The sequence below is a fragment of the Ornithinimicrobium carbonis genome (assembly GCF_977012275.1).
In genome coordinates this window covers 2,288,636-2,302,888 of the sequence record NZ_OZ348993.1, presented here as the reverse complement: position 1 = coordinate 2,302,888, position 14,253 = coordinate 2,288,636, and the positions used below count along the sequence as shown (strand labels likewise).

Genomic DNA, 14,253 nt, shown 5'->3' with positions numbered 1-14,253 from the left:
GCCTGGGGTATGACGTCCCGCCCGCCGACCCCCCACGGGGCCGGGGAGGGTCCTGGCCGGGCCGGGGTCCCCCGCCGCTGGCACCCCGCGCCAGGTCCGCGGGTCACCTCGTGGCTCGTCGACTGGGCGGTGGTCGGCGGGTGGCTGGGGGTGCTCACCCTCGTGGCGTTCCTGGCCCCCTCGCCCTGGGCGTCCGCGCAGCCGTCCACCCCCACGGCCGGCACCCTGCTGCTGACCGACCTGCTCGTGACCGTGGCCACGGTGGTCCCCTACGTCCTCTACCTGTCCCTCACCGAGACGTCACGGGCCCGCGCGACGCTGGGCAAGCGGGTCGCCCACCTGGCCGTCGCCGGCGCCGAGGGTGGTCGAGCGGCGGACGGGGCGGTGTGGGTCCGCAACCTCGTCAAGGCCTCCCCCTGGCAGCTGGCCCACCTGGGCGTGAGCAGAGCCGTCCTCGACGTGCAGCCGGGAGCCGCCGCGGTCCTCGTGGTGCTCTCCCTGGCCCTCGTGGCCGCGTGCGCCGTCCCCTCGCTCGTCGGGGGCCGTGGCGTGCACGACCGGATGGCGGGCACCAGGGTCGAACGGGTCGGCGGGGACGGGCCGGCTCCGGCCGCGGTCCCCCCGACGGAGGGCCGATGAGCAGCCAGGGGCCGGTCGAGGACGTGGTCGTGCAGGCCTTCGCCCAGCACCTGCGCGTGGAGAAGGGTCGCTCCGAGCACACGGTGCGGGCCTACCTCGGTGATCTGCGCGCCCTGGACGCCTTCCTGCACGGGCAGGGGGTGGAGGAGCTCACGGAGGTCCGCCTGGTCCACCTGCGGGCCTGGCTCGGGGCCCTGGGTGCGGGCGGCGCAGCCCGGTCCTCGGTCTCCCGCCGGGCGGCGACGGTGCGCACCTTCTTCGCCTGGGCCCGGCGCAGCGGCCGGACGGCTCAGGACCCCGCCGTGCGACTGGTCGCACCCGGACGGGACGCCTCGCTCCCCGGGGTGCTGCGGGCCGAGCAGGCCCAGCAGCTGATGGACCTGGCGGCGGTGGCCGCCGACGACGACGACCCGGTCCACCTGCGCGACCGCGCGGCCCTGGAGCTGCTCTACGCCTCCGGCATGCGCGTCGGCGAGCTGACCGGTCTGGACGTCGACGACGTTGACCTGTCCGGGGGGACGGCCCGTGTCCTGGGCAAGGGGGACAAGGAGCGGATCGTCCCGTTCGGGGCACCGGCCGCCGACGCCCTCGAGCAGTGGCTGCGGACCGGTCGGCCGCGGCTGGCGACGCCGCAGTCCGGAGCGGCCCTGTTCCTGGGGCGCCGGGGGCGGCGGGTGGGTCAGCGCCAGGTGCGCGAGGCGCTGCACGAGCTGCTGGCGCACCTCCCCGACGTGGCGGACATGGGCCCCCACGGACTGCGCCACAGCGCGGCGACCCACCTGCTGGAGGGCGGCGCCGACCTGCGGGCGGTGCAGGAGATCCTGGGCCACTCCAGCCTGGCGACGACCCAGGTGTACACCCACGTGTCCATCGACAGGCTGCGGGCCGCCTACCAGCAGGCGCACCCGCGGGCCTGACCCCCGTCAGCTCCACGGCGTCGACGAGGGCAGGAGCGTCAGCCGCACGTGCCCGAGCAGCAGGGCGGGGTCGAGGTAGTCGTCCCGGCCCCGCACCGCCCCCAGGTGGAGGCAGGTCAGCAGGAGGCAGTGACCACCGGGGTCCAACCGGCCGAGCTGCTGGCCCCGCGCCACCCTCGTGCCCTCGTCCGCCCGGTCGCCGACGGGCTGGTACGTGCTGCGCAGCCCGTCGCCGTGCGTGACGCTGACCATGCCCACGCCGGCGATCTCCCCGCTGAACGTCACCGTGCCGTGGTCGACGGCACGCACCGGCTCGCCCAGCAGGCCGAGCAGGTCCACCCCCCGGTGGCCGGGCAGCCAGCGGTGCGCAGGGGGATCGAACGGCCGGACGACGGCTCGGAACGAGCCGGTCGGCCACTCCCAGAGCGGTGTGCGGACGGTCGGGTGCGCGCCGGACGCCCGGTCCGGGGTGGGACCGGGGGCCGCCCCGGGCGGGACCACGGTGGCGGCCACCCCGGGCGGAACCACGGTGGCAGACGCTCTCGACGGGCCCCGGTCGGCGACCGCCCCGGGCAGGGCCGCCGGACCTGACCCGACGGCCAGGGCCAGGAGCGCCGCGCTCCATCGCCGCCCGGGGACGTGGGCAGATCTCACCGCCGTCCCCGCCCGCCGTGGTCCCCGCGACCGGCAGCGCCGGCGCGGCGCCAGCCGTCCAGCAGCTGCTCGGCCAGACCCCGCTCCTCCAGCTCACCGAGCGCCACGAGCACCTCCCCCAGGCCCAGGCCCGAACGGACCACGAGCTCGTCCACGCCGAGGCTGGTGCGGGGCCGCAACCACTGCCAGACCCGGCGGTTCTCCCCGGAGAGGCCGTCCTCCGGCAGGACCTGGCCGCGCCGGGAAGGCGCGAGGTCCTCGCCGATGCGGCCGACGAGCTCGGCCACGTCCGCGGCATCCGTGACGAGGGTCGCCCCCGCGCGGATCTCCTCGTGGCAGCCGGCCGACATGACGCTGGTCACCGGTCCGGGAACGGCCATGACGTGCCGGCCGAGGTCACGGGCCTCCCTGACCGTCGAGCGGGCGCCGGAGCGCAGACCGGCCTCGACGACGACCGTCCCCGCGGCCAGGGCCGCGATGATCCGGTTGCGGGCCAGGAAGCGCATCCGGGCCGGGGCGCCGCCGGGCGGGGTCTCGCTCACGAGCGCGCCTCGGGCCCCGATCTCGGCGATGAGGTCGGAGTTGGCACGCGGGTAGGGCACGTCCACCCCGCCGGCGAGCGCGGCGACGGTCCGGCCGTCCGCGGACAGCGCCGCCCGGTGGGCCGCTCCGTCGATGCCGTAGGCCGCTCCGGAGACCACCGTGAAGCCCCGCTCCGCCAGCTCGAAGGACAGACGGACGGCGACCTCCTCCCCGTAGGCCGTGCTGGCCCTGGCGCCGACCACGGCCACGCTGCGGGCCCCCACCTCGTCCACCCTCAGCGGACCCCGCACCCACAGGCACCACGGGGGTGCGCGCAACCCGTCCACCTCGACCGGCCACTCCTCGTCCCCGGGCACGACGAGCCGGACACCCAGCGTCCGGCAGAGACGCTCCTCGTCCACCCCCGTGGCACGCGGCAGCCGGGCGGCCAGGCGCTCCAGGCCCACCCCGCCGGGGGTACGGCCGTCCCGGAGGGCGTGGCCGACGAGGTCGACCACCCCCAGGTCGGCCACGAGGCCCTGGATCTTCTCGTCGTACGGCTCGGCCGACCGGGCCAGCAGCGCCCTGGCACGACGTTCGTCCAGTCGTGCCGGAAGCGACGGGGTCCTCATGCCGCCCTCGCCCCCTGGACGTCGCGCAGGTGCAGCGCGTGGTGGACCTGCGCGTAGCCGGGGCGCTCCAGACCGGCCAGGTCGGCCAGCGTCCAGGCGACGCGCAGGCAGCGGTCGAACCCACGGAGGGTGAGCGTGCCCAGGTCCAGGGCTCGGTCGAGCGGACGCCGGTCCCCGGCCGGGAGCCGCCACCGCCCGTCCCGCAGCAGCGCTCCGGGAGCCTGGGCGTTGAGCGAGAAGGGGTGCCCCGTCCAGCGCTCCCGCTGCCGTTCGCGTGCTCCGGACACCCGGGCGGCCACGTCCGTGGTCGGTTCACCGGGCCCGCGGGCCAGGTCGGCCCGGGTCACCGCCCCCAGGGCCACCTTGACGTCGACCCGGTCCAGCAGGGGGCCGGAGAGGCGGGAGAAGTACCCCGCGCGTCGGGCCGGCGCGCAGGTGCACCGCCCACCGGCCGCCCCGCACGGGCAGGGGTTGCAGGCCAGCACGAGCTGGAAGCGGGCGGGCATCCGCACGTGCCGGTCGGCCCGGGCGACGACGACCTCCCCCGACTCGAGCGGCTGCCGCAGGGCGTCGAGGACGTCGCGGCGGAACTCCGGGGCCTCGTCCAGGAAGAGGACCCCCCGGTGGGCCCGGGACACGGCGCCGGGCCGCACGGTGCCGGACCCGCCGCCCACCACCGCGGCCATGGAGGCGTGGTGGTGCGGAGCCACGAACGGGGGCCGGGTGAGCAGCCCCCCGCCGGCCGGCAGGACCCCCAGGACCGAGTGGATGGCCGAGACGTCGAGGGCGTCCTGCGGCGTCAGGGGCGGCAGGATGCCGGGCAGCCGCTCGGCCAGGAGGGTCTTGCCCGCCCCCGGTGGACCCACCATCAGCAGGTGGTGCCCACCCGCCGCAGCCACCTCGAGGGCCGCGCGGGCGTGCGCCTGACCGGCCACGTCCACCAGGTCGGGCGGGCGGTGCACCTCGACCGGTGCAGGCGCGGGGACGGGCAGCTCGGCCACCTCCCCCGCCGCCCGGGCCGCGTAGTGCCGCACCACGTCCTGCAGGGTGCCCACCGCGCGGACCCGGACCCCGGAGACCAGCCCGGCCTCGCGGGCGTTCTCGACGGGGACGAGCACCTCGGTGACCCCGCGCGCGGCCGCCGCGACCACCATCGGCAGCACGCCCGGCACCGGACGCACCGTGCCGTCCAGACCGATCTCCCCCAGGTGGGCCACCCGGTCGACCAGACCGGCGGGCACGTGCTCCTGGGCGGCGAGCAGGGCGGCGGCGATGGCCAGGTCCAGGCCGCTGCCGACCTTGGGCACGCCTGCGGGCGAGAGGTTGATGGTCCAGCGGCGCAGGGGGAGCTCGAGCCGCAGGCTGCGGAAGGCGGCCCGGATCCGGTCGGGCGCCTGCCGGCACGCGCTGTCCGGACGCCCGCTCATGACGAAGGTCGGCAGCCCGTCGGTGCCGTGGGCCTCCACGGTGACCACCTGTCCCTCGACACCGGCCAGGGTGGTCCCGCAGGTCCGGGCCAGGCTCATCAGGCCACCGCCCGCAGGTGCTCGAGACGCGCCGGCCCGCCCCCCGGGACCAGGATCCCGATGAGGTCGATCCGGAACGCGGCCGAGCGCTCGCCGTGCTCGGCGAGCCAGGCCCACGCCAGCCGGCGCAGCCGCCGCGCCTTGGCGTCGTCGACCGCCTCCAGGGGGCTGCCGAAGCGGGCCGACCGCCGGGTCTTGACCTCGCAGAAGACCAGGGAGCCGTCCTCGTCGCGGGCCACCAGGTCCAGCTCCCCGTGCCGGCACCGCCAGTTGCGGTCGACCACCTGCCAGCCGAGCGCCTCCAGGTGGTCCTTCGCCAGCTCCTCCCCGTCGTCCCCGACCCGCCGGGCCTCCCGCCACGGCATACCCCCACCGGACATGTCCCCTCCTCGGTCCGCCGTCCCCGTCCTTCGGGGCGGCGTCCTCATCTCAACGCGCCGGAGGGTCCTGCGGCCAGGGCGGGCGGTGCGGCTGTGGACCCGTCCGGGGGCGGGCCGACGGTGTGGAGGGACGGCGCAGGAGGCTAGCGGCCGAAGGGGGGCTCCTTGGGGATCTCCAGGTCCGTCTTGGCCAGCTCCTCGACGTTGACGTCCTTGAACGTGATGACCCGCGCCTGCTTGACGAAGCGGGCCGGACGGTAGACGTCCCACACCCAGGCGTCGGCCATGGTCACCTCGAACCAGGTCTCCCCGCCCCCGGTCCGCACCTGCACGTCCACCTCGTTGGCCAGGTAGAACCGTCGCTCGGTCTCCACGACGTGGGAGAACAGCCCCACGACGTCGCGATACTCGCGGTAGAGGGCCAGCTCCATGTCGGTCTCGTACTTCTCCAGGTCCTCCGCGCTCATCGCGCACTCCCTTCGTCCAGGTCCGCACCGGTCAGCCGCCAGCTGCGGCGGTGGTGCACGCACGGCCCCAGCGCGCGCAGCGCCTGCTGGTGGTCGGGCGCGGCGTAGCCCTTGTTGTGGTCCCACCCGTAGGCCGGGTGCTCCGCCGCCATCTGCACCATCATCGCGTCCCGGGAGACCTTGGCCAGCACCGAGGCCGCGGCCACCGAGGAACAGCGCAGGTCCGCCTTGACCAGGGTGCGCACGGGCGGCGGGGCGGGCCGCTCGTCCAGCAGGCCGAGCAGTCCCTGCCTGCCCGGGTCGGAGAGCCAGTCGTGGTTGCCGTCCAGCAGCACCAGGTCGACGTCGGCCGCCAGCTGGGCGAGCGCCCGCTCCCCGGCCAGCCGCAGCGCCGCCATGATGCCGACGGCGTCGATCTCGTCGGCGGAGGCGTGCCCCACGCCCCAGCCCACGCACCAGCGGCGGATCGCCGGGACCAGTCGCTCGCGGGCCGCGGGGGCCAGCAGCTTGGAGTCGCGCACGCCGGTCGGCGCGCTGCGGCAGCCGGGGTCGACCGCGACGACGCCGACGCTCACCGGTCCGGCCAACGCCCCCCGCCCCACCTCGTCCATGCCCGCGAGCACCGCATACCCCTCGCGGTGCAGGGCGCGCTCCACGCGCAGGCTGGGGCTGCGGGAGGCCCCGCCCGGGGGACGGGGGCGGGCGGTGGTCGAGGTCATCGCGCCTCCGGTGCGGGCACGTCGTCGTAGGTGTCGGGGACGGTGAACCAGGTGGCGTGGTCCAAGGGGTAGAGCAGCACGAAGGCCTGCCCGACCACGTTGTCCATCGGCACCGAGCCCTGACCCCCGCCGCCGTCGTGGGCCCGCGAGTCGCGCGAGTTGGACCGGTGGTCCCCCATCAACCAGACGTGCTCCTCGGGCACGGTGACCTCGAACGGGCTGGTGCTGGGCAGGTCGCCCGGGAAGAGGTAGTCCTCCTCCAGGGGCTGGCCGTTGACGGTGATGCGGTCCCGGTCGTCGCAGCAGACCACCTCGTCCCCGGCCGTGCCGACCACCCGCTTGATGAGGTGGTTGCCCTCGTCGGCGGGGGCGACCCCGACGAAGCGCAGGACGTCCATGACGCCCTCCACGAGCGGGCCCCGGTCGGTGCGGGGCAGCGGACCGAGCCAGCCGCCCGGGTCCTCGAAGACGACGATGTCGCCCCGGTCCACGCTCATCGGTCCAGCCTGGATCTTGCTCACCATCACGCGGTCCCCCACCGCCAGCGTGTCCTCCATGCTGCCGGAGGGGATGTAGAAGGCCTGGGCGAGGAAGGTCTTGACGACGAACGAGATGACCAGCGCCGTCACCGCGATGAGGACGACCTCGCGGACCGCGTGCCAGAACCCCCCGCCCCGGGGCCGGTCGGCACCCTCGGCGTGCGGGTGCGCGTCGTGGCTGGTGCGGTCGCTCACCTGCGTCGTCCTGTCTGCTCGCTGGGATCGTCCCCGGGTCCCGGTGGCACCGGGTCGATCGGCGCCGGGTCGACCCTAACGCCCCGCGCTGGGAGTGCACCGATCCCCCGCCGGTCAGGTGCCGACGGGGGATCGGGTATGCGGTGCGCGGACCGGGTCAGGCCTGCTCGTCGGCCTTCCGGGCCGGTGCCGCGGCGGCCGCGGTCCTGGCGGACCTGGCCTGCGCGGGGGTGGACTCGCGGCGCTCGCGGATCTTGGCGGCCTTGCCGCGCAGGTCGCGCAGGTAGTAGAGCTTGGCGCGACGGACGGCACCGCGGCTGACGACCTCCACCTTCTCCACGTTCGGGGAGTGCAGGGGGAAGGTGCGCTCCACCCCGACGCCGAAGGAGACCTTGCGGACGGTGTAGGTCTCGCCCACGCCGGAGCCGTGGCGGCGGATCACGACGCCCTTGAAGACCTGGATCCGGGAGCGGGTGCCCTCGATGACCCGGACGTGGACGTCGATGGTGTCGCCGGCGCGGAAGGCGGGGATGTCGTCCCGCAGGCTGGCGGCGTTGACGTCGTCGAGCTGGTGCATGATGATCTCTCCTGCTGCTCGTGGCCGCCACAGGTCGGTCACGGCGCTCTGGCCCGGCCGGGCGCGTGGCCCGGTCGGACGGTGTCGGTGGTCGTCCCTCGGTCCGGACCTCCCGCACAGCTCCCCCTGTGGCAGGGGCACGGGACTTCGGCGAACCGGACCGGGACGCAGGGGGCCAGTCTGCCAGAGCCCCGGCCGCGCGTCCAAGTCCGCCCGGAGGCCTACGATCGGCCCGTGCCCGTCCTGACGCTGCTCACCGACCCCGCCCGGGCCGATCTCCCGGCCGACGCGGCCGCGCGGCTCCCCACCGCCTGGGGTGCGGGCGAGCCGCGGTGGCTCTCGCCGGGGACGGCCGTCCAGGTCCCTCTGGCCGGGACCGTCCGCACGGAGGAGCAGGCCGAGCTGCGCGAGCTGTGGTCGCGGCGCGGCGTGGACGCCGTCGTGCAGCCGCGGGTGCTGCGTCGACGCGTCCTGGTCGCGGACATGGACTCCACGATGGTCCAGCAGGAGTGCATCGACGAGCTGGCCGCGCACGCCGGCGTGGGTGAGCAGGTGTCCGCGATCACCGCGGCCGCGATGAACGGCGAGCTGGACTTCGCCGCGGCCCTGCGGGCCCGGGTCGCGCTGCTGGCCGGCCTGCCCACCTCGGTCGTGGACACGGTCCTGGCCGAGCGGATCACGCTGACGCCCGGCGCGCGGGAGCTCGTGGCCACCATGCGGGCCCACGGGGCCCGGACCGCGCTCGTCTCCGGAGGGTTCGTGCCGTTCACCGCCGCGGTCGCCGCTCGGGTGGGGTTCGACGAGCACCGCGCCAACGTGCTGCTGGAGCAGGACGGTGCCTTCACCGGCACCGTGCAGGAGCCGGTCGTGGGCCGCGAGGCCAAGGTCGCGGCCCTGGAGGAGATCACGGCCGCTCTGGGGCTGACGCCCCGGGACGCCATGGCGGTCGGGGACGGGGCCAACGACCTGGACATGCTGCGGCGGGCCGGCACCGGGGTGGCGCTGCACGCCAAGCCGGTGGTGGCCGACCAGTGCGACGTCCGCGTGGACCACGGGGACCTCACCGCGCTGCTCTACCTGCAGGGCTACGCGGAGGAGGAGTTCGTCGGCCGCTGAGAGCCGTGGCCACCGGAACCGGCCCCGCCGCCCAGCATGTCCGGACGCCGTCGGGCCGTGCGCTCGAGCCGCTGCTCGTGGCGCCAGCGCGCGATCTCGCCGTGGTGGCCCGAGAGCAGCACCGGGGGCACCTCCCGTCCCCGCCACACGGGGGGCTTGGTGTAGACGGGGTACTCCAGCAGCCCGTCCTCGTGGGACTCCTCCACGAGCGAGGCCTCGTTGCCCACGACGCCGGGCACGAGACGGACCACCGCCTCGGTCATCGCGAGCACGGCCACCTCGCCCCCGTTGAGCACGTAGTCCCCCAGGCTGAGGACCGACAGCGGGTAGCGCGCCCCGAACTCCTCGTAGACCCGTTCGTCGATGCCCTCGTAGCGGCCGCACGCGAAGACCAGCCAGTCCTCCTCCACGGCCAGACGCCGGGCGGTGGCCTGCGTGAAGACCTCGCCTCCAGGACCAGGCACGACGATCCGTGGGGTCCGGCCCGGCAGGCCGGAGCAGACCTCGTCCAGCGCCTCCCCCCACGGCTCGGGGCGCATCACCATCCCGGCACCCCCGCCGTAGGGGGTGTCGTCGACCGTGCGGTGCCGGTCGTGCGTCCAGCGGCGCAGGTCGTGCACGTGCACCTCCAGCAGCCCCTCGCGCCGGGCGCGCCCGAGCAGTGAGAGATCCAGAGGAGCGAGGTAGTCCGGAAAGATCGTCAGGACGTCGATCCGCAGGCTCACCCCTCCTCCCCCAGCTCCAGCAGCCCGGGCGGCGGGTCGAGGACGACCCGCCCGGCCTCCTCGTCGACCTCGGGCACCAGCTCCTCCACGAAGGGCACCAGGACGCGGCCGCGGCCGGTGTCCACCTCGAGCAGGTCCTGGACCGGCCGCAGGTGCAGCGCGGTCACGGTCCCCACGGCGGTCCCGTCGGTGAGGACCGCGGCCAGGCCGACCAGGTCCTCCTCCCGCCAGGAGTCCTCGTTGCCGGCGTCGTCGTCGAGGTCGTCGACGAGCAGACGGGTGCCGCGGAGCGACTCGGCCGCCGTGCGGTCCGGATGACCCTCGAACCCCAGCAGGTAGGTCCCCTGGTGGATCCGCACGCTGCGCAGCCGCAGGGGCCCGGCACCGGGCGGGTCGGTGGTGAACTCCGCCCCGGGCACGAACCGACGCTCGGGCTCGTCGGTGTGCACCTGCACCGTGACCTCGCCCCGCAGACCGTGCGGCCTGCCGATGCGTGCGGCGACGAGCTCGGGCCGGGCCTCGGTCATGGCGTCCCTCCGGTGGTGGTGGGGTGCGGGGACGTGCGCAGCACGTCCTCCACGGGGTGGGAGCAGGGTATGCCGTGGGCGCCCGGTGCGGTGGGGCCGGTGGGGCGCTGCCGGTCACGACGCAGCACGGCCCGCCGGGCGCGGGTGCGCCGGGCGGGCCGTGCTGTCGAGCGGGGGCGGTCAGCGCGGACGGTCGGTGTCCACGATGTCGACGCGGACCTTCTGACCACCCGCGAGGGCTCCCACGACCGTCCGCAGGGCGCTGGCGGTGCGGCCACGTCGGCCGATGACCCGGCCGAGGTCCTCCGGGTGCACCCGGACCTCCAGGATGTCGCCCTGACGGGCGCTCCTGGTCCGGACGCTGACGTCGCCGTCGTGGTCCACGATGCCCTTGACCAGGTGCTCCAGCGCCTCCTCCAGCACGGTCAGGCCTGCTCGGTCTGCTCGGCCGCCGTCTCGTCGGTCGCCGGCGCTCCGGCGTCCGTGCCCTCAGAGCCGCCGCTGGACGCGGCGGAGGAGTCGGTGTCGGCGGCGGGGGCGGTCTCGGACGCGGGCTCCTCGGCCTTGGGCTCCTCAGCCTTGGGCTCCTCAGCCTTGGGCTCCTCGGCCTTCTTGCTGCGGCGCTTGGTGGCCGGCGAGTCGGAGTCGTCCTTGTCGGCGGCGGCGAGCGCGGCCTCGTACAGGGACTTCTTGTCGGGCCGGGGCTCCTTGACCTTCAGCGTGCCCTCGGCACCCGGCTCGCCCTTGAACTTCTGCCAGTCACCGGTCACCTTGAGCAGGGCGGCCACCTGCTCGGTGGGCTGGGCGCCGACGCCGAGCCAGTACTGCACCCGCTCGGAGTCGATGTCGATGAGCGAGGGCTCCTCGGTGGGGTGGTACTTCCCGATCTCCTCGATCGCCCGGCCGTCGCGCTTGGTGCGCGAGTCCATGACGACGACGCGGTAGTACGGTGCACGGATCTTGCCCATGCGCTTCAGGCGAATCTTGACAGCCACGTGTGCGGTGTCTCCTCATTCTTGGTCTGTGCGAGGGCCCTGCGTTCCACGTGGGGAACACGCGCGGCGCGGGGCCTGCTGATGGACACGTCCGGGCACGGAGAGAGGGGCCGACCGCGGACGGGTACCGCGCCATTGTGCCAGACCCTGCGTGCGCCCCCCAACACCGCCGCCGCTCCACCGCCGTTCACGGGCCGGCGTGCTCGGCCACGAAGCGCAGGACCTCGGTGTCGTCCACCCCGGGGAAGACGCCCGGCGGCATCACGGCGAGCAGGTGCGAGTGCGCCCGGGCGCTGGGCCAGACCCGGCCCTGCCAGCGCCGGGCCAGCTCGGGAGGGGGCTGGGTGCAGCAGCGCGGGTCCGGGCAGCCCGACACCCGCCGGTGCCCGGTGTCCCGTCCCCGCATCCAGCGCACCTGGTCGTAGGGCACCCCCACGCCGACCGAGAACCGACCGGCGGGGGTCTGCTCGGCCACCGCGGTGCACCAGAACGTGCCACGGCCGGTGTCGGTGTACTGGTGGTAGACCTCCCCCGTGGGCTGCTCGAAGACCACCCGCGCCGTCCAGGAACGGCATACCCGGGCCCCCTCGATGGCGCCCGAGGCGTCCATGGGGAAACGGATGCCGTCGTTCTCGTACGCCTTGTAGACCACCCCGTCGGCGCTGGTCCGCAGGAAGTGGACGGGCAGGTCCAGGTGCCGGGTGGCCAGGTTGCAGAACCGGTGCGCCGCCGTCTCGAAGGAGACACCGTAGGCGTCCCGCAGGTCCTCCAGCGCGATGTCCCGGTCCTGCTTGGCCCGCTGCAGGAAGGGGACCGCGCTGGAGCGCGGCAGCAGCACCGCGGCGGCGAAGTAGTTGATCTCCACCCGCTGGGCGAGGAACTCGGCGTAGTCCCGCGGGGGTTCGTGGCCGAGCACGGTGTGGCCCAGCGCCTGCAGGGCGGTCGCCCGCAGGTCGTGGCCGCCGCGCACGGGCACGTAGACGCGGCGGTGCTCCAGGTCGGTCACCGTGCGGGTGGAGGACGGCAGGTCGGTCACCGGCTCGATGTCGAACCCGACGTGGCGGGCGATCCGGTTGACCGCCTCCCGGGTCACCGGCCCGTGCGTGTGGTCGACCACCGCCACGAGCTCGGCCGCGCGCTCCTCGATGAGGGGGAAGTAGTTGTCCGCCTCGCGCATCAGCCTCCGCAGCTCGGAGTTGGCCGCCCGGGCGTACTCCGGCGTGGCGGTGCGGTGGTGCTGCAGCCCCACGACGGTCTCGTACATCCCCACGAGGGCCTCGAGGGCGTCGTCCGGCAGGCTGGGCCCCACCCGGACCTCCGGGATGCCCAGGCTCTCGAACCCCGGGGAGCGCTGGGCGCGTTCCCACCGGACCTCCAGCGCCGCGCGACGGCTGGGGGGTGCGCCCGCCAGGAGCTGGTCGGTCTGCACCCCCAGCGCCCGCGCGAGCGTCGTCAGCGTGGAGACCCGGGCCTCGCGCCTTCCGTTCTCGATGAGCGAGAGCGCCGAGGCCGACAGGCCGGTGCGCTCGGCGAGGGCGGCCAGGGTCAGCCCCGCCTCACGCCGGTGGTGGCGCACCCGCCGCCCCAGCGCCACGGGGTCGCCGGACCCGTCGGCCGTCGGTGGGGAGGTCCCGTCCAGGCGCACCGAGGGGGTGAACGGCAGGACGCGCTCGTGCACGGTGGTCATCTGTGCACGATAGCGAAAGAAGTGCGAAACTTCACACCTCCTGGGGGGTGCATCGGGGGTCCGGGTGGGGCAGTGTTGTCAACACGGACCGATCACCACCACAGGACAGGGGTTCATCAATGACGACCACGACCCGCACGCACGACGCCAGCCTCTCCCCGGCCGAGATGGCCGTCGAGCTGGAGCAGCAGTGGGCCTCCGACCCCCGGTGGGCCGACGTGGAGCGGCGCTACGCCGCCGAGGACGTCGTCCGCCTGCGCGGCTCCGTCGTCGAGGAGCACACCCTGGCCCGCCGGGGCGCCGAGCGGCTCTGGGAGGCGCTGGAGACCAAGCCCTTCACCCGGGCCCTGGGTGCCCTGACCGGCAACCAGGCGGTGCAGATGGTCAAGGGCGGGCTCGAGGCCATCTACCTGTCGGGCTGGCAGGTGGCCGCCGACGCGAACCTCGCCGGGGAGACCTACCCGGACCAGAGCCTCTACCCGGCCAACTCCGTGCCGGCCGTGGTCCGGCGGATCAACAACGCCCTCAAGCGCGCCGACCAGATCTCCTGGATGGAGGGCGAGACCGACACCGACTACTTCGTGCCGATCGTGGCTGACGCGGAGGCCGGCTTCGGGGGTCCCCTCAACGTCTTCGAGCTGATGAAGTCGATGATCGCCGCCGGCGCGGCCGGCGTGCACTGGGAGGACCAGCTGGCCTCGGAGAAGAAGTGCGGCCACCTGGGCGGCAAGGTGCTGGTGCCGACCTCCCAGCACGTGCGCACGCTGAACTCGGCCCGCCTGGCCGCCGACGTCCTGGGCGTGCCCAGCGTCGTCATCGCCCGCACCGACGCCCTGGCCGCCGACCTGCTGACCAGCGACGTGGACGAGATCGACCAGCAGTTCACCACCGGCGAGCGCACCTCCGAGGGGTTCTACCGGGTGCGCAACGGCATCGAGCCGGTGCTGGCGCGCGCCAAGGCCTACGCCCCCTACGCCGACCTGATCTGGGTCGAGACCGGCACCCCCGACCTGGGCCTTGCCCGCGAGTTCGCCGAGGAGCTGCACAAGGACTTCCCGCACCAGAAGCTGGCCTACAACTGCTCGCCGTCGTTCAACTGGAAGGCCGCGCTCTCCGACCGCGAGATCGCCGAGTTCCAGGACAAGCTGGGCGAGCTGGGCTACGCCTTCCAGTTCATCACGCTGGCCGGGTTCCACTCCCTCAACCACGGGATGTTCCACCTGGCGCACGGCTACGCCCGCTCCGGGATGAGCGCCTACGTGGAGCTGCAGGAGGCCGAGTTCGCCGACGCCGAGCGCGGCTACACCGCCGTCCGCCACCAGTCCGAGGTGGGCACCGGGTACTTTGACGCTGTGAGCACCGCGGTCAACCCCGAGTCCTCGACCACGGCCCTGTCCGGCTCCACCGAGGCCGAGCAGTTCCAGCACTGAGCGACC

At 74.8% G+C, this 14,253-nt stretch carries 16 protein-coding genes and 1 pseudogene; 4 read left to right on the top strand and 13 right to left on the bottom strand.

Translation table 11 applies throughout. The features are described from left to right. Window positions 1–9: 9 nt before the first annotated feature. Together ACWHYA_RS10570 and ACWHYA_RS10565 are read left to right on the top strand one after the other, a co-directional pair. Window positions 10–639, top strand: a complete 630-nt coding sequence (locus ACWHYA_RS10570; RefSeq protein WP_425941250.1) for an RDD family protein — start codon at window positions 10–12, stop codon at window positions 637–639. Next, window positions 636–1,556: a tyrosine recombinase XerC gene (locus ACWHYA_RS10565; RefSeq protein ID WP_425941252.1), complete on the top strand. Its 921-nt coding sequence runs from the start codon at window positions 636–638 to the stop codon at window positions 1,554–1,556. Before ACWHYA_RS10570 ends, ACWHYA_RS10565 begins: the two co-directional genes overlap by 4 nt. A gap of 6 nt (window positions 1,557–1,562) precedes the next feature. On the opposite strand, the gene ACWHYA_RS10560 is transcribed toward ACWHYA_RS10565, so the two are convergent. The 8 genes from ACWHYA_RS10560 to rplS form a co-directional block, all read right to left on the bottom strand. After that, on the bottom strand, window positions 1,563–2,210 hold the full coding sequence (locus ACWHYA_RS10560) for a peptidoglycan DD-metalloendopeptidase family protein (RefSeq protein WP_426947776.1): 648 nt from the start codon (window positions 2,208–2,210) through the stop codon (window positions 1,563–1,565). After that, on the bottom strand, window positions 2,207–3,364 hold the full coding sequence (dprA, locus tag ACWHYA_RS10555; protein WP_425941255.1) for a DNA-processing protein DprA: 1,158 nt from the start codon (window positions 3,362–3,364) through the stop codon (window positions 2,207–2,209). Before dprA ends, ACWHYA_RS10560 begins: the two co-directional genes overlap by 4 nt. Then, the gene (locus tag ACWHYA_RS10550) at window positions 3,361–4,890 is read right to left on the bottom strand and encodes a YifB family Mg chelatase-like AAA ATPase (RefSeq protein ID WP_425941256.1); all 1,530 of its coding nucleotides are present in this window, start codon (window positions 4,888–4,890) and stop codon (window positions 3,361–3,363) included. The genes dprA and ACWHYA_RS10550 overlap by 4 nt, the downstream gene beginning before the upstream one ends. Then, window positions 4,890–5,270: a YraN family protein gene (locus ACWHYA_RS10545; protein ID WP_425941258.1), complete on the bottom strand. Its 381-nt coding sequence runs from the start codon at window positions 5,268–5,270 to the stop codon at window positions 4,890–4,892. The genes ACWHYA_RS10550 and ACWHYA_RS10545 overlap by 1 nt, the downstream gene beginning before the upstream one ends. Window positions 5,271–5,413: 143 nt before the next feature. After that, window positions 5,414–5,737, bottom strand: coding sequence for a DUF2469 domain-containing protein (locus ACWHYA_RS10540; protein ID WP_425941259.1), 324 nt, complete (start codon window positions 5,735–5,737; stop codon window positions 5,414–5,416). After that, complete coding sequence (locus tag ACWHYA_RS10535; protein ID WP_425941261.1) at window positions 5,734–6,456, bottom strand: ribonuclease HII; 723 nt, start codon at window positions 6,454–6,456, stop codon at window positions 5,734–5,736. Before ACWHYA_RS10535 ends, ACWHYA_RS10540 begins: the two co-directional genes overlap by 4 nt. After that, on the bottom strand, window positions 6,453–7,190 hold the full coding sequence (gene lepB / locus ACWHYA_RS10530) for a signal peptidase I (protein WP_425941263.1): 738 nt from the start codon (window positions 7,188–7,190) through the stop codon (window positions 6,453–6,455). The genes ACWHYA_RS10535 and lepB overlap by 4 nt, the downstream gene beginning before the upstream one ends. A 157-nt stretch (window positions 7,191–7,347) precedes the next feature. After that, the gene (gene rplS, locus ACWHYA_RS10525) at window positions 7,348–7,767 is read right to left on the bottom strand and encodes a 50S ribosomal protein L19 (protein ID WP_425941264.1); all 420 of its coding nucleotides are present in this window, start codon (window positions 7,765–7,767) and stop codon (window positions 7,348–7,350) included. A 234-nt stretch (window positions 7,768–8,001) separates the two neighbouring features. Between rplS and serB the strand changes: the two genes are divergently transcribed. After that, a complete protein-coding gene (serB, locus tag ACWHYA_RS10520; RefSeq protein WP_425941265.1) occupies window positions 8,002–8,883 on the top strand; it encodes a phosphoserine phosphatase SerB in 882 nt (293 codons plus the stop codon). Window positions 8,884–8,915: 32 nt separating this feature from the next. Here serB and trmD read toward each other — a convergent pair. From trmD to ACWHYA_RS10495, 5 genes and pseudogenes are all read right to left on the bottom strand, one after another. After that, a pseudogene (gene trmD, locus ACWHYA_RS10515) lies at window positions 8,916–9,602 on the bottom strand (tRNA (guanosine(37)-N1)-methyltransferase TrmD); the annotation flags it as partial. A 2-nt stretch (window positions 9,603–9,604) separates the two neighbouring features. Next, a complete protein-coding gene (gene rimM / locus ACWHYA_RS10510) occupies window positions 9,605–10,135 on the bottom strand; it encodes a ribosome maturation factor RimM (RefSeq protein WP_425941267.1) in 531 nt (176 codons plus the stop codon). Window positions 10,136–10,315: 180 nt separating this feature from the next. Continuing rightward, on the bottom strand, window positions 10,316–10,558 hold the full coding sequence (locus ACWHYA_RS10505; protein WP_425941269.1) for an RNA-binding protein: 243 nt from the start codon (window positions 10,556–10,558) through the stop codon (window positions 10,316–10,318). Between the two features lie 2 nt (window positions 10,559–10,560). Further along, window positions 10,561–11,130, bottom strand: coding sequence for a 30S ribosomal protein S16 (gene rpsP / locus ACWHYA_RS10500; protein ID WP_425941271.1), 570 nt, complete (start codon window positions 11,128–11,130; stop codon window positions 10,561–10,563). 187 nt (window positions 11,131–11,317) lie between these two features. Then, entirely contained in the window at window positions 11,318–12,817 is a 1,500-nt protein-coding gene (locus tag ACWHYA_RS10495) for a helix-turn-helix domain-containing protein (protein WP_425941273.1), read from the bottom strand. Window positions 12,818–12,936: 119 nt separating this feature from the next. On the opposite strand from ACWHYA_RS10495, the gene aceA reads away from it, so the two are divergent. Continuing rightward, on the top strand, window positions 12,937–14,247 hold the full coding sequence (gene aceA, locus ACWHYA_RS10490) for an isocitrate lyase (protein ID WP_425941275.1): 1,311 nt from the start codon (window positions 12,937–12,939) through the stop codon (window positions 14,245–14,247). Window positions 14,248–14,253 lie beyond the last annotated feature (6 nt).

Excerpts from the sequence above, each read along its gene's own strand:
- ACWHYA_RS10570 (WP_425941250.1), top strand. The coding sequence starts at position 10 with ATGACGTCCCGCCCGCCGACCCCCCACGGGGCCGGGGAGGGTCCTGGC.
- ACWHYA_RS10565 (WP_425941252.1), top strand. The coding sequence starts at position 636 with ATGAGCAGCCAGGGGCCGGTCGAGGACGTGGTCGTGCAGGCCTTCGCC.
- dprA (WP_425941255.1), bottom strand. The coding sequence starts at position 3,364 with ATGAGGACCCCGTCGCTTCCGGCACGACTGGACGAACGTCGTGCCAGG.
- ACWHYA_RS10550 (WP_425941256.1), bottom strand. The coding sequence starts at position 4,890 with ATGAGCCTGGCCCGGACCTGCGGGACCACCCTGGCCGGTGTCGAGGGA.
- ACWHYA_RS10545 (WP_425941258.1), bottom strand. The coding sequence starts at position 5,270 with ATGTCCGGTGGGGGTATGCCGTGGCGGGAGGCCCGGCGGGTCGGGGAC.
- ACWHYA_RS10540 (WP_425941259.1), bottom strand. The coding sequence starts at position 5,737 with ATGAGCGCGGAGGACCTGGAGAAGTACGAGACCGACATGGAGCTGGCC.
- ACWHYA_RS10535 (WP_425941261.1), bottom strand. The coding sequence starts at position 6,456 with ATGACCTCGACCACCGCCCGCCCCCGTCCCCCGGGCGGGGCCTCCCGC.
- rplS (WP_425941264.1), bottom strand. The coding sequence starts at position 7,767 with ATGCACCAGCTCGACGACGTCAACGCCGCCAGCCTGCGGGACGACATC.
- rimM (WP_425941267.1), bottom strand. The coding sequence starts at position 10,135 with ATGACCGAGGCCCGGCCCGAGCTCGTCGCCGCACGCATCGGCAGGCCG.
- ACWHYA_RS10495 (WP_425941273.1), bottom strand. The coding sequence starts at position 12,817 with ATGACCACCGTGCACGAGCGCGTCCTGCCGTTCACCCCCTCGGTGCGC.
- aceA (WP_425941275.1), top strand. The coding sequence starts at position 12,937 with ATGACGACCACGACCCGCACGCACGACGCCAGCCTCTCCCCGGCCGAG.